Genomic DNA, 20,433 nt, shown 5'->3' on the forward strand with positions numbered 1-20,433 from the left:
CAGCCTCGTATATAAGTACTATCCCTGCATCAAAAGCCGCCCTGGAGCTACTATCATCCAGGTTCGAACATCAGGGTGTACAGCCTGCGTGTATGAAGGTCCGCACGTACACTGGGAAACAGTCTTTCTAATGTGGTTAATCCACAAGGGAGATAAGAATTGTCCCAAATGATCCTAAGATCATTATCTAGGAATATCCCAGAGCGTCCAATTTATTGACATGTACTAAAAAGGTTTTTAAGGAATTTATAGGCTGAATGAAGAGCCTAAATATAATATACGAGGGAGTATAGAGTGAAAAACAGAAAGAAAGCAGGCATTTTCCGAAAAATGCCTGCTAATCTGTTCTCCTGAACATCATGCGGAATGCAAATGGCAGCACCCCAAGCCATCGATTTGTATATGATAAATGGCTGTTTTTTTGTTCCTCTTTTCTTCTTTTTCGTTCCTCGGAAGGTAAATCAATATAGCTGACAACCTGTTCTGTCATGAATTTTAAATAATCGTTGCCTGAAATAGCAAATCACCTCATTTCCCTTACTGTTAGCATTGCCCCGTACTGTTTTCGGTATTCGATCTTTTTTAATTATTTTATTAAAAAAGAAGGAATTAACGGAAACATGTCGAATATGGTATATTACAGCCCAAATTGGATAAGGAGAATTTCATGTAGTCCGGGTCAAAAAGGATTGGCTTCACCACATTCCAATATGGATGTTTATGAAATTCTGAGAAAACAAGAGCATTTTGAAGAAATTTTAATTATATAAAAGGAGGTGAGCAACCAAATGAGCGCTGCAGCTCAGCTTTCGGACCGGTTAATTAATGAGGCCATCCAAGCGCAAGCCTCGGATATTCACTTTTATCCATTCGAAAATCGGACAGATATTTATTTGCGGATACATGGAAAAAGAATCCTCCATCAATCCATATTAAGAGAACAATATCAGCTTTTGGTCATCTATTATAAATTTACCTCCGGCATGGATATTGGTGAAAGCAGAAAACCGCAAAATGGAGTACTTACCCATCAGTTAAATACACATTTATTTTCCCTCCGGTTATCCACTCTTCCTGTTAACCACCATGAAAGCCTGGCAATTCGAATTCTTCCACAGGAAAGAAATCTCAGCCTGAACCAGCTCTTTCTATTTCCAAATCAAATAATCAAACTGAAAAAATGGATTTCACACCGGGCGGGTATTATTTTATTTACCGGACCGACAGGAAGCGGGAAGACAACTACTTTATATGCCCTGTTAGAAGCTATTTTACAGGAAAATTCCTACCAGACCATAACACTTGAAGACCCAATTGAAAAACAAATACAGGATATACTGCAGGTCCAGGTGAATGAAAAAGCGGGAATAACCTACCAAACGGGCTTGAAAGCAGCTTTAAGACATGATCCGGATATCATTATGGTGGGAGAGATCCGTGATTCCTACACAGCCCAGTTTGCTTTTGACGCATCGTTAACCGGTCATCTTGTGCTCAGCACCCTTCATGCTAAAAATACAAAAGGAACTGTTCACCGTCTGCTGGAAATGGGTTTAAAACGTGGGGATTTGGATCAATCATTAATTGCTGTTGCTTCTTTGCAGCTGCTTCCGCTTTCCGTTTACAAACATCATGGAAGACGCGGTGCAATTTTAGAGCTTTTGGATGGAGAATCATTAACAAAAACCATTAAGGGGGCTAATACTTTGAAACATCATCATTTAAATTCATTTGAACATTTAAGAAAGAAGGCTTTTGCTTATGGATATATTTCCAAAGAAATTTATCAAAAGGCGAAAGATTAACCTTTCCGAAAATTTACAGATTTTATTTCTGCGAAGGATGAGTCGTCTATTAGCTTCAGGCTATCCCCTTCTGGAAGCATTGCAGGTTTTAAAATGGGATAAACATCTGGCTCCGCCTGCAGCATCCATTTCCCGGGCATTAAAAAATGGCAACTCTATAGATGCATCATTTCTGCAGGCGAATTTTCATCATACCATTGTAGGATATTTATCCTTTGTCAAATCCAACGGGGATTTAGAAGGCAGCATAAAAAAATGCTTGTTCATGTTTGAGAACAGAATTAAATACAGAAATAAATTTCTGCAAACTGTCAGATATCCGCTCACTCTCTTATTTATTTTTATTGTGCTGCTTTACGTTATACAATTGTTTGTCCTTCCGTCTTTCGCAGATCTTTTCCAAACAACCGCACATGCGCCCGCTTCCCTTGTATTTTCCATTTTGATCATCGACCTTCTGTTTAATGCAGGTCTTACTGTTATATTGTCGCTGCTTATTGGTTTTCTTGGATGGCGGATAATGAAAAACAAATTGAGTATAGAAACACAAATTAAAATAATTCAATCCCTGCCCGTGTATAGAAAAATGGTGAAGCTGCAAACCTCCTTTCACTTTTCAACGCATTTCAGCACTTTGCTTAAAACAGGCATGCCCTATAAGGATATACTCGATCATATGTCTGAACAAAGACAGCTGCCTGTTCTGTCCCATTATTCAGTATTAATTAAACAAGAATTAATAAAAGGAATTGCAATTGCATCGCTTCTATCCCGGTTCAGCCTGTTGGAAAAACAGCTGACAGGCATTTTTCAAAATACTCAAAACAGCGAGGCGCTGGCTAAGGATTTAAGTATTTACGCAGAATTACTGACAGAGGAAATAGAAAGAAAAACAATGAAAACGATAGCTTATATTCAACCGGTGTTTTTTGCCATATTAGCTGGTTTTATAATGTTTATATATATAACGTTAATGTGGCCAATGTTCCAATTACTGCAAACAATATAAAAGGAGTACGAACAATGCTGAAAAATAATCAGGGTTTTACACTGATCGAAATGTTAGTTGTGCTTATGGTGATCTCCGTGTTAATTATATTAATTGTGCCCAATTTAAATTCCAACAGTGAAAATATAAATGAGAAAGGCTGTGATGCATTAACGGCAGTCGTGCAGGCACAGGTAGATGCGTATTATATTGATGAAGGAAGTTACCCCGGGTCTCTGCAAGTATTAGCATCCGCTGGGTATATTAAAAATGAACAAATAGAATGCCCAGATGGAAGACAATTGATATACTCGGGCAGCAGCGGTTCAGTTTCCTCCCCATAACTTCACATGAACAGACAAAACGGGTTTACCCTCATAGAATTGTTATTAGCACTCAGTATAGTCATGATAATGCTGTTAATCGCGGTGCCCTTATCCCTTACTGTTTTGGAATCAGTAGAAGAAAAGCAATTTTTGCAGACACTCGAATTTGATATGCTTTATATACAAACTATGACAACTGAAGATGTATCGTTTTCGATTAGATTTGCCGATGATCATTATAGAATTGTCAGAGGGAATCAAGGAGGAACAATAAGAAGAAATTATCCTAAAGGAGTCACTATTGATGCTAAGGCAAGCAGTGAAATCACCTTCGAGCACCACGGTTCCATCAAAAATCCAAGAACGATTCAAATCCATACGAAAGAAGCCTCCTACGATATGATTTTCCCATTTGGAAAAGGAAGATATTACATTGAAAAAGAGTAATGGCTTTACGTTTATAGAAACCCTCATTGCTGCCTCCCTTCTTTTAACTGCAGTAACAACAGTGGTACCGATTATTTCATTGATGCATACAGAACGGGAAGTGTTGAGTGAACGACGCGCAATATCACTGGAACTGCACGATGAGTTGCAACAGTTTTTATGGACAGAAGAGGCACCTGTCCCTTCTGATTATTTGAAAATCAATGACAAAAAAGAAGTACGATATACTTTCCAATACGAAAACGAATTTGTGAAAGGATGTGCCGAATGGCAAAATGCCAAAAAAATTCATGAATCATTTTGTCTCTACGGGTTGCCGAAAAGGTGAAAAAGGCTTTACTTTCATCCATTTACTTGCTGCAATTACTATTTTGTCTATTAGCCTCCCTTTTCTTGCTTATTTATTAAATGCCGCGTCCTACAATAATAATTATAATGAAATATCGGTCCAGCAATTTTTTCAGTACTTGCGGAATGAAGTAATCCAGGCTGCAGGCTATCAAATTCGCCCCCATCCGACAGCACTTTATTTGGATTTGGAAAACGGCAGTACTGCTAAAATTGAACAGTATGGAAATGTCATTCGGCGACAGGTAAGCGGAACAGGTCATGAGGTGTATTTAAGGGACGTTTCACAGATAAAATTCCGGGATATTGATTATGGATTTAGTTTAAGCATTACTACATCTGAAGGGGAACAATATGAAAAGTCGTTTGTCTTTTATGAATAACGAGGCCGGATTCTACCTTCCCTACGTTATGTTTATCATTACGATTGTTATTATATTAATAACAGCTAATATCCAAAGCTATAAAAGTGATATTTACATAACGGACAGGCAAGTGGAGCATATTATTATTGAGTCATTATTTCAATTGGGAAGGGAAAGGGTAAAGAGTGAATTAAATGCACCTGACTTGCCGGAAAAGGTTCATTATTTTTTCCATGATGGTACAGTGGAAATAACCATAACTCCGCAAGAGAATTTTTATGAATTGTTTTTCTCCATTGATACAAATAATCATACGAATTACAGCTTTAGAAATCTCATGTTAAAAGCAGAAGAGTCACCTTAATAATTTTGTCAAATAAATGTGTACAATTTCCAACAGTTCACACAGTTTCTCCATAATAACCATCATTTTTACTATAATATAAGTAATTACGATTGGAGAGGTGATTGAGGTGGAACAGACATTAAAGGTGACCAATGTTTTAAGTGATCCGACCAGATATAGTATTTACCAGCACATCATCCAAAATCAGCGTGAAGTCAGTGTAGCGGACATTGCGGGACAATTTGATATTCACCCGAATGTAGCCAGATTGCATTTATCCAAATTAGAAGATATAAACATGGTTAAATCCTTCTCGAGGAAAAGTGGTAAAGGGGGCAGGCCAAGCCGGCTGTATCGGCTGTCCGACGAAGTCATAGAGCTGAATTTTCCCCATCGGGATTATAAAATGCTGGCAACCATTGCAATGGAATCCTTTCTTGAACTGGGGGAACCCGGAAGAAAGGCTTTGTACCGGACAGGAAGAGAATATGGTACAAAAGTGATGGAACATTATCAAAAAATGCCTGTCAGCCGGGAACTAACGGTAGAGCAAAAACTGATCATTCTGGAAGATGCAGGAATGATGCTTGGAATGTATCCAAAATTTGAATATGACAAAGAAAACGAAAGCGTCACCTTTAAGATCAACAATTGCCCCTTCAAAGAAGTAGCATTAAATAATCATACCATGATCTGCAATATGCATCATTCATTTCTAAATGGAATGCTCGAAGTGTTATTTGCAGATATTGAATTAAAAGAGGAAGAGAATATGTTTGAAGGCTGTCAAAGCTGTAAATATGTTGCAAAACTTTCTATGGTGTAATAACATTCGTTTACAAGTTGAGAATCCTCGTATATAATAACAATTGAAAGGTAACCAGAAGGAGGGGTTAGCATGGAGCGTATGTTTCGTGTGCTTGCCTTTTGGACGGGTATATTTACTATCATGTTTTTTGTAGGAGACATGTATAAAACATCATTATTATTCCTGGTTCAAACGGCATTTTTCCTTACAGTAAGCTACTTAAAATTATCTGAACGCATGTATATGTATTTATTTGGGGCTTATCTGACTGTATTTATGGTTGGATTTACATGGTATTCCGAATTTATACTTGTACCTGGTTTCGGACATTAATCAGCAAAAAACCCTGTCTGCATTTGATGGGGTTTTTTGCTGTTTTCCGGTGGAGAGGCATTGTGCAATTCCAATTGGCAAATCCTTTTCTACAATTCTTATCCCCTTGCATTTGAAAATCGGTTCACACGGAAAAAAACGGATTACCGGATTTCTCCTCTCCTATGGTTGTTTTGGGCCCATGTCCGGGATATACGGTAAAATTGTCTCCCAGTTTATACAACACATTGCGAATGCTTGACTCCAATAACTGCATATCACCGCCGGGTAAATCTGTCCGGCCCACACCCCGGTTAAACAGCACATCCCCGCTTATAACCATTTCTTCACGGTGGAAAATCAGGCTAATGCTTCCTGGAGAGTGACCCGGTGTATGAACAGTCTCAAAAGTAAAGGAAGCAATTTCCATCTTTCCAGGTTCAAGCAACTGATCAGGAGACTTCGTGGTAATACCTTGAGCCATAAATCGGGACGAACCATTCAGATTAGCGTCTGTCAGCCAATCTGCTTCATTTTCGTGCAGGTACACATCAATCCGGTAATGATTCCTGAGTTCCTCTACCCCTCCTATATGATCAAAATGAGCATGGGTCAATAAAATTGCCGCAGGTTTCAGTTTCACGCTGTCTAAAAACCGAATCACTTTCTCTGCCTCGCCGCCCGGGTCTATGATAATTGCATTTGACTCCTCATAAACAATGTAACAATTTGTCCCCAAGGGGCCCAGTGGCATTGATTTTATATTCATTAAAATTCCTCCTTATTCTGCCATCAACATTATTAGTTTTATCATTAAAGGGATGAAGAAAATATAATCATCTTGTTTCAAATGTTAATTTTTGACCTGATATCTTCATTTATAGTTCTTCTCTGCGATGTATTACTTCCCCGGCTTCACCTGGGTATTTATCTTGATACAAAGTTATACTTACTTCTTGCCTGCCAACAGAAGAATGGGAATAGGAAATAACTCGACAAACACTGCTGAATACTATAAAATAAGTATTAGAAGTGCTTAGTTACATAATAATATAAATATCATTCATGTACCAATAATGTAATTTGGGAACAAACAAGGAGGAACATCATCATGCATATCGTTTTAGGAATTCTATTTTTACTTGTTGCAATACTTGCGGTTGTTTCGGTGATACGTCAGTTGAAATTTAAAAATATGCTGGCATTGGCCTTTTCCGGAATAACAGCTTTAGCATTTGGTTTTTTTGCTATTGCAACTATTATAAGCGAAATAGCCGGGTAACGACTAAAAGAGCTTACTGCACACTGCAGTAAGCTCTTTTTATAGCTTAAATAGTGATAGAATTAATAAGCTGCGGATATGTTGCCGAAGTTTTGCCTGACCAGCGACGCTCGGACTGCGCCTGGTCATGCCCCTTAATAGCAAGATAGAGCCAGCCGTTAACGGCTGGCTCTTAATGCTTATCTTCTTCTAATTATTGTCTGAATCAAAATCCACAAACCGGAACAAATCGCCATATACAATGTCATCTGAATAAGTTAGCTCCTGGTCAACTTGTTCACTAATTGAATCACAGGCACTTGGTGTCCCCGATTCCTCCTCAGACTGCTGTTCCTCATCATTTTCTGCAGGCAGTGGTTCTCCGGTTTCCCTGTCATAGCATATACCGCTGGCTTGCACATACGCTTCACTGATAAAGTCGCCATTTCTTAATGCGATAAAACCTTTGCGGTCATCATGGAATAAATCATTGCCAAAGTAAAAATCATGTGTTGTCTCAATACCAAGCATGTGCAGCAATGTTGGTTTCACATCTATTTGCCCGGCAATTTCAGATTTTATTTCTCCTTCTCCATGTCCAGGTATATGAATAAAAAATGGAACCCGCTGCAGCTGAACATAATCGTAAGGGGTTATTTCATCTTTATCCATATATTGTGCCATCGAACGGTTGTGGTTGGCGCTGATGCCATTATGGTCTCCCATAATTACAATAATGGAGTCCTCGTAGATCCCTGCATCTTTTAACTGGTTAAAGAACAATTCAATGGATTCATCCATATATCTGACTGTTGGAAAAAAGTTGTTCAGCGTGTTTGAGTTGGAATCATAAGGTTCAATGGATTTATCCTCTTCATCCAATTCAAACGGAAAATGGTTAGTTAACGTGATAAACTTTGCATAATACGGCTCTTCCATTGACTGCAGATACTTAATGGATTGTTCAAAGAACGGCTTATCCTTTAAACCCCAGCCAACGGAATTTTCCGCTGTTATTTCATACGCTTCCTCACCATAAAAATGGTCTACACCTAAACTGTTGTACATTTGGTCCCTGTTCCAGAAACTCTTATTATTTGCATGGAACACAGCTGATTGATAATCCTTTTCCTTTATCATTTCAGAAAGGCCATGGTATTCATTTTGACCATGGGTGAAGAAAGCTGCCCCTCTTGATAAAGGGTAAAGAGAATTTTCCACAAGAAACTCCGAATCAGAGGTTTTTCCCTGTTCAGTCTGGTGATAAAAGTTTTCAAAATAATACGTGTCCTCGTCCTCTGTCAAACTATTTAAAAAAGGAGTTATTTCTTCTCCGTTTACATCATTATTGATTACAAAGCTTTGAACGGATTCGGCCCAGATGAATATAACATTCTTATCTTCGGCTACCCCATATAAATCGGATTTTTCACTGCTTCGGACATTTTCTTTTACATACGCTTCGATTTCCGGTAATTCATTCCCATCCGCAAAAACTTTTTGCGATTGGGTTTTGGTATTAATTACAATATCATAGATGTGATAATTAAATAATCCAATGTTTTTCACAAGGTACTCCCTGTCAAATCCGCGTGTAAACAACTGAGGTCTTTCCATTTCGGCAAGGAAGAAGTTGCCTGCCAGCAATGCAAGTGATAAAGCTGCAGCAAATACCTTTCCGCTTTTCGGGTAATTTACTGCCATCACATTTTCTTTTTCCTTGCTCAGCATCCAAATCAGGACGGCATCTGCAAACAGTAAAATATCATATGGCTTTATTAAAGTCAGAATACTTGAACCCAAATCAGCCATATTATTTGCCTGGAATAATTGCGGAATTGTAATAAAGTCCGTAAATGACCGGTGAAATACCAGGTTGGCAAAAATAATCAAAGTCCCTAAAAGCATCATATAACGAATATACTTCATTTGTCTTGACCGCTTTTTAAACCAGACACTTATAGCAAACACCAAAAATGCTGATACAAATGGATTAATAAACAGGATTAATTCCTGCATGGAATTTTCCAAATCAATGTTAAACATAAACCGGTAAACGATATATGTTTTTAAACCAAACAATAATGCTGCTATAATATAAAGTGGTATGTTTATTTTTTTAAAATTCATAATCTGATCCTCCTGAAATCCTTTCCCGTATATACCCCGGATGTAAAAATAACTTTTCCTGTAATGGCCTGAGGCTGCATTCCGCCCGACCTTTGTTGACTACCTTCTCTATTCCCTATTTATACTTGTCTCAAACCAATCATCATATTAGACGTTTAGGATACATGTAAGGTTTCATAGTTTATCTATAAAATTATATTTTAATAGATTTTGTCCGGAAAATAAACGTTAATATACAATGTGTTGTGTTTTTGTTTGACAAGGAATGCACCACTTATGAACAGGGTCTTTATCCAGTTGTGCTAAATTCACCGTACAAACAGAACTGAGTCCCGGGAGTGGGTGTTTTTCAAATGCTGTTATTATTTCGGATAAAAACTCCTCTCCCGCTCGGGACACTCCTCCGCCTATAATGGCTTTTGCGGGATTTATTACGACTGAAGCAATGGCTATTGCAAGCCGCGGAAAGGCTGCTGTATATTTTCTGATTTGTAAAGCACCGCTGTCCCTGCATCAGCAAGCTCAAAAACGTCTTTTGCCGAAAGGGCACCATGTTCTTTTTCGGCCATTGCCAAATTACTTATCCGGTTTTTTTATATACACCCTTTGGCTGGGCGGGCAATACCTGCAGTAGATGCAATCATTTCTAAACATCCTATGCGCACGCAGCTGCAACGATAACCATGAATATCCACTATCATATGTCCAATCTCGCCGGCCATGCCGCTCTCCATTGTAAGAAGTTCACTGTTAGCGATAATCCCGCCGCCTACTCCCGTACCACGGGTGATCATCACATATTTTTTGCCTGATTGCCGGCACCTCTTCAATTCTCCCCAAAGACTGCCATATTTGCGTCATTCGCTAAAAAATACCGGCAGTCTGGTATGTTTTCGGAATTGTTTTACAAGGTCATACACCATTCACTTCATCAATAAAACCCGGCGATCCCACTTCTATACCTGAAAGATTTTGTTCAGTTATTTTATGTTCCCGTATTTCCTGTTGAATGGATCCCCAGATATCAATAATGATAAGGCTGCTGTTATATATTTTATGTTTATTGGTGGCAATTTCCCTTTTTTAATCATGTTTCCTTCATAGTCAATTAGTCCTGTTTTTATTGTTGTCCCGCCAATATCTACTCCAATTATTTTTTCGCGTATGGTTCATCATCTTTTTTCATTGCTTAATCTTGTGATTTCTTTTTTTAGGAGAAGTTTGGCTTGTGTGTATTCTTCACTATTAATCATTTGATAATGAAATAGTTCTTCCAGCTCTGATTCCATCAATTCGAGATCACCAATCCGATTTCCCGTATAAATGACGGAGCCGAATTTCATAAGGAGATTTTGTATTTCATAAACGCTCTTCATATAAAAATCACCAACCTTTATTATACCAAATTTCATTATGATTGGTAATAGTAAAAAGTTCCTTATTTCCAAGCAATGAAGAAAAGAAAATTATTTTTAACCAAGCAAAGATCCGAAACGCATATTAGCGATCCGGATCTTTTGGATTCAAAAATAGAGGTCTTCTGTTTTTAAGCGGTATTGGTGCCCGGATAAAGATATCCCGGAAAGGCCGGTAGGAAAACGGCAATATCGGCCAAAAATACGCAATATGAAACGATTGCATCCTTACTAAATATAGTATCCATAGTGTAATCCCGACGGTATATCCTATCACGCCGAAAGCAGCAGTTGTCAACAGCAGAAATATTCTTACCAGCCTGTTGGCAAGACTCATTTCATAACTTGGTGTTGCGTATGTTCCTATAGCTGCGAGCGCCATATATAAAACAACTTCATTGGAGAACCAGCCAACTTCTACAGAAACCTGACCAATCATAATTGCCGCCACAAGCCCGAGTGCTGTTGCCAGTGAAGATGGTGTATGGATAGCCGCCATTCGCAGCATATCAATACCGATTTCAGCTATTAAAAACTGTACAAGTAACGGGACAACCCCCATTTCAGTCGGACCAATATAAGCCAATGCTGCGGGCAGCAGACCGGGATTAATGGAAAATAAATAATACAAAGGGAGGATAACAATAGACAGAAAAACAGCAAGGAAACGAACCATGCGCAAATAAGCACCGACTAAAGGTTTTTGCCGGTATTCTTCTGCATGCTGGAGATGATGCCAGTATGTTGCAGGTGTAATCATTACACTTGGTGACCCATCTATAATAATAAGTACGTGTCCTTCATACAAATGGGATGCTGCAGTATCAGGTCTTTCTGTGTAACGGACAGTTGGATACGGGTTCCAGTGCCTGCCGCCAAGGAATTCCTCCACCGTTTTTTCCGCCATGGGAAGACCATCTGTATCAATTTTTTTTAAGGTTTGTTTTAAATGGTCGACTCTTTGGGTATCCGCAATATCCTCTAAATAACAAATACAGATATCTGTTTTGGATCTTCTGCCAATTTGCAAATATTCCATTCGCAATGACCGGTCACGGACTCTCCTTCTTGTCAGCGATGTATTAAAAACAATCGTTTCTACATAGCCATCCCTGGAACCGCGGACCACTCTTTCCAAATCCGGCTCTTCCGGTGATCTGGCCGGGTACGTTCTTGCATCAATAATGATTACTTCATCGATGCCTTCCACAATAAGAGCGGTTGGTCCAGCGAGGACAAGGTCCCCCGCTTCATCCAAATCATTCGCCTGATCGATTTCTATATATGGTATATAGGTTTTAATCAGCTTTTCCAAAGGATCAGGCTTTAATGCATCCTCATCCAGTTTTGCCAATAATTTCATCAGTAAATGAAGTATGTCATCTTTAGCAAAACCGTCGATCAAAAACATCGCCATCTTCTTTCCTGCATACTCCAGATCAAGCTGGATCATATCAAAGCTCTTATCTACGCCAAGCCTTTTTCTCATATATTCTACTTTTTCATGAAATGATGCGTTTATGTGCACTTTCTTATTTGACACCGTACCACCCCCGAATTGTTTTTAGTTTTGCTTTCGGGGATGATTTTATTCATGATCAGCATTCATAAACCATATTTGTGTTTCATATATGTTAAAGGACTAGCTTAATGAGGGGGCAAAGCCATGATTAAATGGAAGCTTTTCTTTTTAATATTTGCTTTAATATCCATTTTTTCTATTATGTATGCTTTAAAATATATTTCATCCCCTGCCATTACTTTTTTCCCTTTAAATGAGGAAAGGACATTTTTGGAAGCGGAATCCAAACTGCATCTGATTGCAGAGAATGCAAAAGACCTGTATGAAATAAGCTGGACAAGTGATTCAAAAACGGACCAGCCTTTTTATCTGCGTCAGGATGTTTCACTTCTATTTGAAAATGGGTTACTGCGGGGGGTGCGCAGTAAATGGGTGCAGGATACAGACGAAATCCATATTGAGGAAAACCTACTTCAGGAGGACAGCAGTTTTTATCAGGTAATAAGCATTCATCATGGGGAAATTCATGATGACAGCAGCGAAATAACCAGTATTCATCAGCTTTCCCATGATTATCTATATGTTATTGATTCACCGGCAACCCAGCTGGATTCCTTTAAAGAGCCGGGAAGCAGCTATGAAGCAGAGTGGAAACAGTTATTGGATCGTTCATCCAAACAGCAATTGCTCTTTCATTGGCACCAGTTATTTACTTATTTTGGAATTAATGAGGAAGACTATTTAGCTGTTCCGCTTACTGAGCTGGATAAATACGAAGAGGAGCCGCTTCCTGCCATGAGCAATAAGGAAACCGGCAAAATTATGGGGCAGCTTTGGGAAGGATTATACAAAAATTATATTATTCCTATTGTCAGTGAAGATGCAGAGAGTATGAACAGTTATATACCTATCGTTTTATTTGATAAAAATAATAAGCACTTGCAGGTCCTTTTTGAATTAAATGGAGAGAAACAGCAGCTGCTGCAAAAGTATGATCTATGATCAGGAATATACAGGCAAGGACGAGGTTAAAGAATTTCAGTGCAAAGGGAATCCGAACTCCCCGAAAACCTGTGCTAATAAATGCACTCCCGGAAATATACGCCGCTTCCGTCAATGGCACAAGCGGGATTCCTATATCGGGTATTCCGGTGGTGACATTCCTCCCAAGTAAAGATTGCTGAAGCACTGCACTGGTGAGTTGTCCGTTCCAGGTTGTGCCCCAGCCTTTCTTCTGATCAATCTATAGACTTACCAGTAATTTGCTCATATAATTGAATGAAATCTTCATCTGCCGGATTTAATTCGTAAGCTTTTTCTATTGCCTCCGCTGCTTCTTCAGACCGGCCGGATTGATCGTACAGTAAAGCCAGATTATAATAGGCCTCAGGCATCTCTGGGGATGCAGGCTCTGTTTCCTGGTATTGAATATTTTGTTCCAGGTCCTCAGTGGCCAGATCGTATTCTCCCAATTCAATATAAGCATAGGAACGCTGGAAAAGAATAGGCACAGCCATATCCCCTTCCAGACGCAATGCTTCTGTACCCAATTCAACTACTTGCTCATAATTGCTTTCCGCTAATAATTCTTCCATTTTCATTAAGTAATATCCCTGGTCGGATATATTATTTTGAATGCCAAACCAGATAAGAGAACTAATCATCACGGCATACACAATCAATGCCAGCGCTTGTTTGCCCAAAGCCCTTTTTTTCGGAAAGTGAATTATAGCGGTGGCAATAAAACCCGAGACTAGCCCGCCCAGATGTGCGGCATTATCAATTTGCGGAACGGTAAACCCAAATACAATATTAATACCAATAACAAGCAGCACACCTCTGCCCATGGTTTGCAAAAATATTTGCCTGTAATGGATGCCAAAATATAAAAGCGTTCCAAACAGGCCGAATAATGCGCCTGAGGCACCGGCAGATACATTCATGGAAAAAGCAAAACTGGCCAGTCCGCCTCCGATGCCGGCTAAAAAATATATAAACAAGAATCGTGCGGAACCAAAAATCCGTTCCACAATAGAACCCAGGTAGTATACGGCAAGCATGTTCATAAATAAATGCAAAAATCCAATATGAACGAACATGGAGCTGATGATTCTCCACCATTCTCCTTCGATAATAGCGGGATTGTATTTAGCGCCGTACTCAATCAATGTATCCACGGATTGACTGTCTCCGGCAGACTCAATTAAGAAAAATACAGCAATATTGATCGCCAGCAGAATATAGGTAATAAACACCTTCCCGTATGAAAATACCTCTTCTGTTTCCCTTTGTTTGCGATTAGCTTCTGAAGCAAGGTATCTCTTGTATTCATCCACCTTTACTTCTTTTAGATTCGTATCTTCATCTTCCTGAGCCTGCGGCAAGGCCGATGCTTCCGCCGCTTCCAATAATCTCCCTCTCTCCGCTTCCCGTTCATCTTCAGATAAATAATAAACCTTCATCCTCAATGGGTTCTTTTCTTTTAATTGCATTGGTTTTTTTAGTGATTCCCAGTCATCTACAGGAGGATAATTAGAAACATAGACATTATGTATTTCAATGTGCTTGCCAGCCAGTAAACGCTTCATTGCCTTTGTACGTTGAAATACCTGAGCTATATCCTTTTTTAAATGATTCTTCCAGTCAAATCCATGATGCAGGAAGCGGATCACCACAGATTTTTTATTTTCATACTTTTCCAGCCATATTTCCTCTGTTTTTTCATTTATATGTAAAACATGAAAATCATGATTTGCAGTTAAATGATAAGCTAATTGGAACATGGTATGTTGTTCATCTATGTACATAGTCTCTTCTCTCCTTATTCCCATCATACCAAAATAACAGAGATATTTCTTTCCCGAAAGCAAAAAGAAGCTGTTTGAAAGAACAACTTCTTTTAAATGTAGGCTTATCAATTTGATGGTGTATTTTTACTCTGCTTTGAAAATAGTCCCGGCAGTAATTTTTTTCTGAATCCGGGCATTCTCATGGATATAGAAACGGCCAGTCTTCTCAGGAAACTGATGGCCAGTATGAGATTAACCACCCGATATCTCCATTTATAGAGCAAGGCAGCGGCGGATAATAATATAGTGAACAAAAAAAGAAATCTCATAATAACACCTTCTCCTTCAATAGTAATGGTGTTATTATTATTCTTTTCCAAATGGAATTTATACATTATGAGCCAATATAACGATCATACAAGCTTCTGGCTGATGTAATATCCTCTGTCCCCTGAACAAGTACCCGACCATCCGGAAAAAGCACAAACTGAATATGATGATCGAGTTCTGCCTTCAATAAAAAAGGCGTCCGCTTTGTTGCAGCGACTCGGCTGAGTCTTTCTTCCCAAATGGAAAGGTCCATTTCTTTTTTTTCATGAATCTGCACCGTATTTCTCCCGCATAAAATAGTTTCCGGTGTATTCGCATGCCTTTTCAGTGAAGGAAAATATTGTTTTTGGCATGTTGGACAATCGGGGTTTACATTTGACAGTTTAATTTCATACTGATAATTAAACCAATGATCAAATGTATAAAGAGTCCTTCGCAGATTATTTTTATTCCCTGTTAAATATTTCAATGTTTCCGTCACTTGCATAGATGAAACAATATCAACAGCCGGAGAGATAACCCCTGCAGTATCACATGTTTGCCCGGATTCAGCCCCTCCCTTCATCACACAGCGCATACACGGCGTATCATTAGGAACAAAAAAAGCTGTCATTCCCCTGGAACTAACCACACCGCCATAGGAATAGGGAATATTTTTTTGCAGCAAATATCATTTAACAAATATCTTGTAGAAAAATTATCTGTACCATCCAGAACCACATCCACTTCCTGTATTAGTTCATCTATATTTTCCGCGGAGGCGTTCCCTGTAATTGCTTCAATCGTAACAGTGCTGTTTATTTTTTGCAGCTTTTCTTTCACCGCCACCGCTTTTGGCAAAGCCTTTTCCACATCCTCCTCATCAAACAGCATTTGCCGCTGCAGATTGCTGATTTCCACATAGTCTCTGTCAACGATCCGTAATTTTCCTATTCCTGCCCGGACCAAATGATTGCAGATTACCGTTCCCAATGCACCTGCTCCAACAACGAGCACTGTACTGTTTTCCAGCCTCCTTTGGCCGGATTCACCAATAGGATGAAACAGCATTTGTCTCGAATACCTTTCATGATTCATTTTTACTCCCCCACCCAGCCATTTTCCGTTATTAAATATTGTACAGGGATATCAAATGCTTCTCTTGGCATATCTTCCAGAAACTGGCTTGAATGCAGTATGGATATGGTTGTATTTGGAAAATCGGTAAGAAACCGGTCATAAAATCCTCCGCCAAATCCAATTCTGTAGCCCTGCTTGTCAAATAAAAGACCCGGAACGATTAATACATCTATTTCCTGCTTTTGCACTTTTAATGTTTCCTCAGGCTTTGGCTCCAGTAAATTGTAATAGACGGTCTCTAATTGATTATAATCATTCAATCGATAAAATGTCAGCTGTTTGTCTTTTGGCGCGCATTTGGGAGCTGCTATTATTTTATCACTCTTCCAACCAGCTTCAATAATTGGTTTGGTATCCCATTCAAATCCCTGTGAAATAGTAATGCCGATAGTTCTTGCCTTTTTCCAAATATGTGACGCAGTCAAATGTGTTAAAAAATTTTTTTCCACTTGTTTTTTTTCATTTTCGGGAAAATTTTTAAGTGTATGTATTGCTTCTGTACGTAATGATTTTTTATTGATTGAAAACACCTCTCTTTCCTAACCTGGTTTATTGCCAAGCTATAGCAATGCAAAATGTAAAACGTTAATCCTTAACTCTGTTCTATTGGCTGATCCTATTGGCATCAATCCTGATTTTAATTATATTATAGCGGAAAATATCAGGAACAAAAAATAAAACCTCTACCGTACATAAAGACGATAAAGGTTTTAGCAGTTGCCATATTTATTTTGTTTCACGATGCAAAGTGTGTTTTTTTAGTCTTGGACTATATTTCATAAGCTCAATACGCTCAGGATTTGTACGTTTGTTCTTTGTAGTGATATAATTACGGTCTCCTGTTTCAGTACAAGCTAAAGTAATGTTAACGCGCATTATTTTCCCTCCAAACTATAAGAAAATTGCTATTTAAGCAGCGAATAATCTTCTTTGACCTATCTATAATAGCAAATGTTCTTCCTGCTGGCAAGAAGTGTGCGGAAAAAATTATGGTTTTCTCTCTTTGAAATCTATGTTATAACTATATGTAGAAAAGAAACGGAGGAATAAAAATGTTATATGCGATCATTGCACTAATTGCTGCTGGCGTGGTATTATTTATACTATCATTTTTTATGAATGATAGAATTGAAGATCTGGAAAGCCAGCTTGAACAGTTTTCGATTACCACCATGCAGGATACATATCAGATGAAAAAGAAAATTAAAACACTTGAAGAAGAATTGCTGACAGGGGAACTTCCTGATGATATGCTTGAAAGAAGGAACCATTCCTGATCCAAAAGAAGAATAAAGAGGGAGAAAAAGATGAAACAGACAGTACGATCATTTTCCGTCGGCTTACTTACTGCCGGGTTTATTATGCTTATCGGTTTTTATTTCTTCGGCAGTGAGTCTGCGCAAACAAAGGAACTTACGGTGGATGAAATGGTGCCGCTTGTAGAGGAGGAAGGCTACCGCATTATTTCAGAGGAAGATTACATTTCTTTATCTGTCAAGAATGATAATATTTCCGGCAATGAGGAAGAAGCGGAAGAAGAAACCGAAGAAAGCACGGATGATTCGGAGGACTCAGAAGATAACGCAGACGAAGAAGATAATAACAGGGAAGACAATGATTCAGATGGGGAATCCGAAGAAGAAGAAGAAAATGAGGAAGAAGAAGAAATTACTACATATACGCTGAACATTGAATCTGGTATGACTACTTCCGAATTCAGTTCTTTACTGGAGGATAATGATATTATTGATGATGCAGCCGAATTTAATCGGTATATAGAAGATGAGGATTACAGTCAAAGGGTTCAAATAGGTGAGTTTGAATTAACGAGTGACATGAGCATGTATGAAGTAGCAGAGGCAATAACCAGATAGCAGCTTTATTTCATAAAGCAAATAAAAAAACCTTGCAGTAGATGAATTACTGCAAGGTTTTTTACTGGAGTTGATAAAATGGAAATGTCACAGCTCCTCAGTTTTAATCCTGATCACTATTTTCTTCCTGTGCTTCCTCGTCTCTTTCTTCCTTTATTTCAAAATACGTATCCAGTATTCTTTTTCCCATTTCATGTGTTACAGGATGGCGATTTGATACTTTTCCGGTCTTAGGTACAATAACCGCAAAGGCCACCTCCGGCTCATCATATGGGGCATAACCGACCAATGAAAGGTTTTCCAAATCAATTTTTCTGCCGTCTTCAAACTCTTCATCTTCTGCTGTGCCGGTTTTTCCGGCAGGATTATAGTCTTTTTCGTTCCACCCGTGATTGTAGCCGGTTCCCCTGGGTTCATGAAATACTCGGCGGAACCCTTCCTGAACACGTTCTATATAAGACTGATCCATTTGAATCCGATTCAATACTTCCGTGTTTACACTGCGATAAACGGAGCCTAATTCCTCATCAGAGGCAATAGGGTTTCGGACTTCTTTAAGAAAATGCGGACGAATGCGGTAGCCGTCATTGGCAATCGTTGCAACATATTGGGCCATTTGCATGGCGGTAAAGGTATCATATTGGCCGATGGCAAAGTCCATTAACAGACCGGGCCCGACATCGGGACCCTCATAGCCGGTACTTTCAAAAGGAAAGTCAATTCCTGTACTAGCGCCAAGGCCAAACTGCTGAAAATAATTGCGCATTTCCTGAAAAGCTGCTGGATTAAAGCTTGCTTTGCTTCCATTTGGGAAGGGATACCGGTTCTCTCCCCCCATCTTCAATGCAATATAAAACATATATACGTTCGAAGATCTGCTGAGCGCTGTATAATCATTTACAGTTCCCAACTGCGTCCAGGAGCCTTTTGAAGGAGTTCCCGCAATCTCAATCGGCCGATCGTAAAAGGAAGATCCCGGAGAAATAACTCTTGACTCATAGCCTGCCAGCATTGTAGCACCTTTTACAATAGAGCCTGGGCGATGGGCATCATATAATGTTTTAAACTCTGCATTGCTGATTTCTTCATCTTCCCGGTCATAGGTCTGACCGCTTACTGCCAGCAGTTCGCCTGTCCGGGGATCAATAACAACTGCGAGTGCATCATTTGCATACCTGTGCTGATATGGATCTTCCCTAATCAATGTCTCCAATTCTTCACGTACAATTTTGTCTACTTCTTCCTGAAATTCCATATCAATCGTAAGTACCAGATCCTTCCCTCTTTCACCTTCTACCACGGTTTCTGTTCCGACAACTGTGCCATTCTTTGTTGTCGTATATTGAATCTGTTCTTTTCTTCCCCGGAGAAGATCTTCATAATGTTCTTCCAGACCGCTTCTTCCAACGCGGTCATTCCGTGAATACCCCCTTGATAAATAATGCTGCTCTGCATCTTTTGGTATTCCCTGCTCCTGGGTTGTAATGGATCCGAGCAGACTTTTAAATGTGTTTCCATATGGATATTCACGGTCCCAGTCAGTCGTAGCATTAACTCCGGGCAGCCTATCCAGATTCTCGGCAACGCGTGCATACTCCTCCGGTGTAACATCTTCATTTTTTATAATTTGCGGTGTTAAAGAATACGCCTTATCCAGCTCTTTTTTTATGGCAATGATTTCAAGGTCTTGTTCTGTAACATCCTCATATTCCTCTTCTGTAATCAGTTCAAGCGTTTGGCTGTAAGCTTCCGCATTGGAAAGTTCATTTATATCTTCAACACCCAATTCTTCCAGCTTTTCATCGTCCAATTGTTCCAGCCGTTCATCTGCTTTATCTTTGTTTTCTTCGTCCTTTATATACCAATATTCCCGCTTATCCCTTTCCGTAATGCCTTTCAGATCATCTTCACTGTCCATCGATATAAGTTCAGCGAGATCTTCGGCCACATCGAGCCGATCTTCGGCCTGTGTTCCTTTTGCCGGTGTATAGGTAATGGAATATAGTGGTTTGTTGTCCACAATCACCTCATGGTTGCTGTCATAGATTTTGCCGCGCGGCACAGGTATTTTGGTTGTATCCTGGATGGTACGTTCAATTTCATCCTGATGATCCTGTCCCTGCAGTATTTGTACTACACCAAGCTGCATAATTAACACTGAAAATAATAAAAATACAACAAAAAATACTATATTTATACGAAAGGGAAGCTGCGCTCTTTTCTTCTTATTCCTTTTAACCATTCTTTT

At 39.1% G+C, this 20,433-nt stretch carries 23 protein-coding genes and 1 pseudogene; 13 read left to right on the top strand and 11 right to left on the bottom strand.

The genetic code is table 11. The annotated features are described in order from the left end of the window. Positions 1-337: 337 nt before the first annotated feature. On the bottom strand, positions 338-490 hold the full coding sequence (locus GHD25_RS09185) for a YqzE family protein (protein ID WP_240452288.1): 153 nt from the start codon (positions 488-490) through the stop codon (positions 338-340). 298 nt (positions 491-788) lie between these two features. Here GHD25_RS09185 and comGA point away from each other — a divergent pair, with 298 nt between their 5' ends. The 9 genes from comGA to GHD25_RS09230 all read left to right on the top strand — a co-directional run bounded on the left by comGA (position 789) and on the right by GHD25_RS09230 (position 5,766). Beyond that, positions 789-1,805 carry a competence type IV pilus ATPase ComGA gene (comGA, locus tag GHD25_RS09190; protein ID WP_164216099.1) on the top strand — a complete coding sequence of 339 codons (1,017 nt, stop codon included), beginning with the start codon at positions 789-791 and terminating at the stop codon, positions 1,803-1,805. Further along, on the top strand, positions 1,762-2,814 hold the full coding sequence (gene comGB / locus GHD25_RS09195; protein WP_164216100.1) for a competence type IV pilus assembly protein ComGB: 1,053 nt from the start codon (positions 1,762-1,764) through the stop codon (positions 2,812-2,814). Before comGA ends, comGB begins: the two co-directional genes overlap by 44 nt. A 14-nt stretch (positions 2,815-2,828) precedes the next feature. Beyond that, a complete protein-coding gene (gene comGC / locus GHD25_RS09200) occupies positions 2,829-3,137 on the top strand; it encodes a competence type IV pilus major pilin ComGC (protein ID WP_164216101.1) in 309 nt (102 codons plus the stop codon). 6 nt (positions 3,138-3,143) lie between these two features. Then, positions 3,144-3,566: a competence type IV pilus minor pilin ComGD gene (comGD, locus tag GHD25_RS09205; RefSeq protein ID WP_164216102.1), complete on the top strand. Its 423-nt coding sequence runs from the start codon at positions 3,144-3,146 to the stop codon at positions 3,564-3,566. Beyond that, positions 3,532-3,894: a hypothetical protein gene (locus GHD25_RS09210; RefSeq protein WP_164216103.1), complete on the top strand. Its 363-nt coding sequence runs from the start codon at positions 3,532-3,534 to the stop codon at positions 3,892-3,894. Before comGD ends, GHD25_RS09210 begins: the two co-directional genes overlap by 35 nt. Continuing rightward, the gene (locus GHD25_RS09215) at positions 3,842-4,297 is read left to right on the top strand and encodes a competence type IV pilus minor pilin ComGF (protein ID WP_164216104.1); all 456 of its coding nucleotides are present in this window, start codon (positions 3,842-3,844) and stop codon (positions 4,295-4,297) included. Before GHD25_RS09210 ends, GHD25_RS09215 begins: the two co-directional genes overlap by 53 nt. Continuing rightward, positions 4,269-4,643, top strand: coding sequence for a hypothetical protein (locus GHD25_RS09220; protein WP_164216105.1), 375 nt, complete (start codon positions 4,269-4,271; stop codon positions 4,641-4,643). The genes GHD25_RS09215 and GHD25_RS09220 overlap by 29 nt, the downstream gene beginning before the upstream one ends. A gap of 109 nt (positions 4,644-4,752) precedes the next feature. Then, positions 4,753-5,451, top strand: coding sequence for a helix-turn-helix transcriptional regulator (locus GHD25_RS09225; RefSeq protein WP_164216106.1), 699 nt, complete (start codon positions 4,753-4,755; stop codon positions 5,449-5,451). A gap of 72 nt (positions 5,452-5,523) precedes the next feature. Then, the gene (locus GHD25_RS09230; protein ID WP_164216107.1) at positions 5,524-5,766 is read left to right on the top strand and encodes a DUF2626 domain-containing protein; all 243 of its coding nucleotides are present in this window, start codon (positions 5,524-5,526) and stop codon (positions 5,764-5,766) included. A gap of 124 nt (positions 5,767-5,890) precedes the next feature. Here GHD25_RS09230 and GHD25_RS09235 read toward each other — a convergent pair whose 3' ends face one another. Next, on the bottom strand, positions 5,891-6,514 hold the full coding sequence (locus GHD25_RS09235; RefSeq protein WP_164216108.1) for an MBL fold metallo-hydrolase: 624 nt from the start codon (positions 6,512-6,514) through the stop codon (positions 5,891-5,893). Between the two features lie 342 nt (positions 6,515-6,856). On the opposite strand from GHD25_RS09235, the gene GHD25_RS09240 reads away from it, so the two are divergent. Further along, entirely contained in the window at positions 6,857-7,027 is a 171-nt protein-coding gene (locus GHD25_RS09240; protein ID WP_164216109.1) for a DUF2759 family protein, read from the top strand. A 189-nt stretch (positions 7,028-7,216) separates the two neighbouring features. On the opposite strand, the gene GHD25_RS09245 is transcribed toward GHD25_RS09240, so the two are convergent. The 4 genes from GHD25_RS09245 to GHD25_RS09260 form a co-directional block, all read right to left on the bottom strand. Continuing rightward, entirely contained in the window at positions 7,217-9,136 is a 1,920-nt protein-coding gene (locus GHD25_RS09245; RefSeq protein WP_164216110.1) for an LTA synthase family protein, read from the bottom strand. 593 nt (positions 9,137-9,729) lie between these two features. Continuing rightward, positions 9,730-9,966, bottom strand: a complete 237-nt coding sequence (locus tag GHD25_RS09250) for an ROK family protein (protein WP_276207815.1) — start codon at positions 9,964-9,966, stop codon at positions 9,730-9,732. A gap of 342 nt (positions 9,967-10,308) precedes the next feature. Continuing rightward, positions 10,309-10,512: a YqgQ family protein gene (locus tag GHD25_RS09255; RefSeq protein ID WP_164216112.1), complete on the bottom strand. Its 204-nt coding sequence runs from the start codon at positions 10,510-10,512 to the stop codon at positions 10,309-10,311. 124 nt (positions 10,513-10,636) lie between these two features. Then, complete coding sequence (locus GHD25_RS09260) at positions 10,637-12,040, bottom strand: spore germination protein (protein ID WP_164216395.1); 1,404 nt, start codon at positions 12,038-12,040, stop codon at positions 10,637-10,639. Between the two features lie 177 nt (positions 12,041-12,217). Here GHD25_RS09260 and GHD25_RS09265 point away from each other — a divergent pair, with 177 nt between their 5' ends. Next, entirely contained in the window at positions 12,218-13,075 is an 858-nt protein-coding gene (locus GHD25_RS09265; protein ID WP_164216113.1) for a hypothetical protein, read from the top strand. Positions 13,076-13,311: 236 nt separating this feature from the next. On the opposite strand, the gene GHD25_RS09270 is transcribed toward GHD25_RS09265, so the two are convergent. The 4 genes and pseudogenes from GHD25_RS09270 to rpmG all read right to left on the bottom strand — a co-directional run bounded on the left by GHD25_RS09270 (position 13,312) and on the right by rpmG (position 17,187). Continuing rightward, positions 13,312-14,904, bottom strand: coding sequence for a rhomboid family intramembrane serine protease (locus tag GHD25_RS09270; protein WP_240452290.1), 1,593 nt, complete (start codon positions 14,902-14,904; stop codon positions 13,312-13,314). A gap of 352 nt (positions 14,905-15,256) precedes the next feature. After that, positions 15,257-16,269, bottom strand: a pseudogene (locus tag GHD25_RS20395) (ThiF family adenylyltransferase). A 2-nt stretch (positions 16,270-16,271) separates the two neighbouring features. Next, positions 16,272-16,841, bottom strand: a complete 570-nt coding sequence (locus GHD25_RS09280) for a 5-formyltetrahydrofolate cyclo-ligase (RefSeq protein ID WP_346426783.1) — start codon at positions 16,839-16,841, stop codon at positions 16,272-16,274. Between the two features lie 196 nt (positions 16,842-17,037). After that, positions 17,038-17,187 carry a 50S ribosomal protein L33 gene (gene rpmG, locus GHD25_RS09285; protein WP_021291115.1) on the bottom strand — a complete coding sequence of 50 codons (150 nt, stop codon included), beginning with the start codon at positions 17,185-17,187 and terminating at the stop codon, positions 17,038-17,040. 176 nt (positions 17,188-17,363) lie between these two features. On the opposite strand from rpmG, the gene GHD25_RS09290 reads away from it, so the two are divergent. Further along, on the top strand, positions 17,364-17,588 hold the full coding sequence (locus tag GHD25_RS09290; RefSeq protein ID WP_164216114.1) for a hypothetical protein: 225 nt from the start codon (positions 17,364-17,366) through the stop codon (positions 17,586-17,588). A gap of 30 nt (positions 17,589-17,618) precedes the next feature. After that, entirely contained in the window at positions 17,619-18,185 is a 567-nt protein-coding gene (locus GHD25_RS19805) for a hypothetical protein (RefSeq protein WP_205601349.1), read from the top strand. A gap of 103 nt (positions 18,186-18,288) precedes the next feature. On the opposite strand, the gene GHD25_RS09300 is transcribed toward GHD25_RS19805, so the two are convergent. Then, positions 18,289-20,427, bottom strand: a complete 2,139-nt coding sequence (locus tag GHD25_RS09300; protein ID WP_164216116.1) for a peptidoglycan D,D-transpeptidase FtsI family protein — start codon at positions 20,425-20,427, stop codon at positions 18,289-18,291. Positions 20,428-20,433 lie beyond the last annotated feature (6 nt).

This window comes from Virgibacillus aidingensis (assembly GCF_010994035.1).
Classification (GTDB): domain Bacteria; phylum Bacillota; class Bacilli; order Bacillales; family Amphibacillaceae; genus Virgibacillus_N.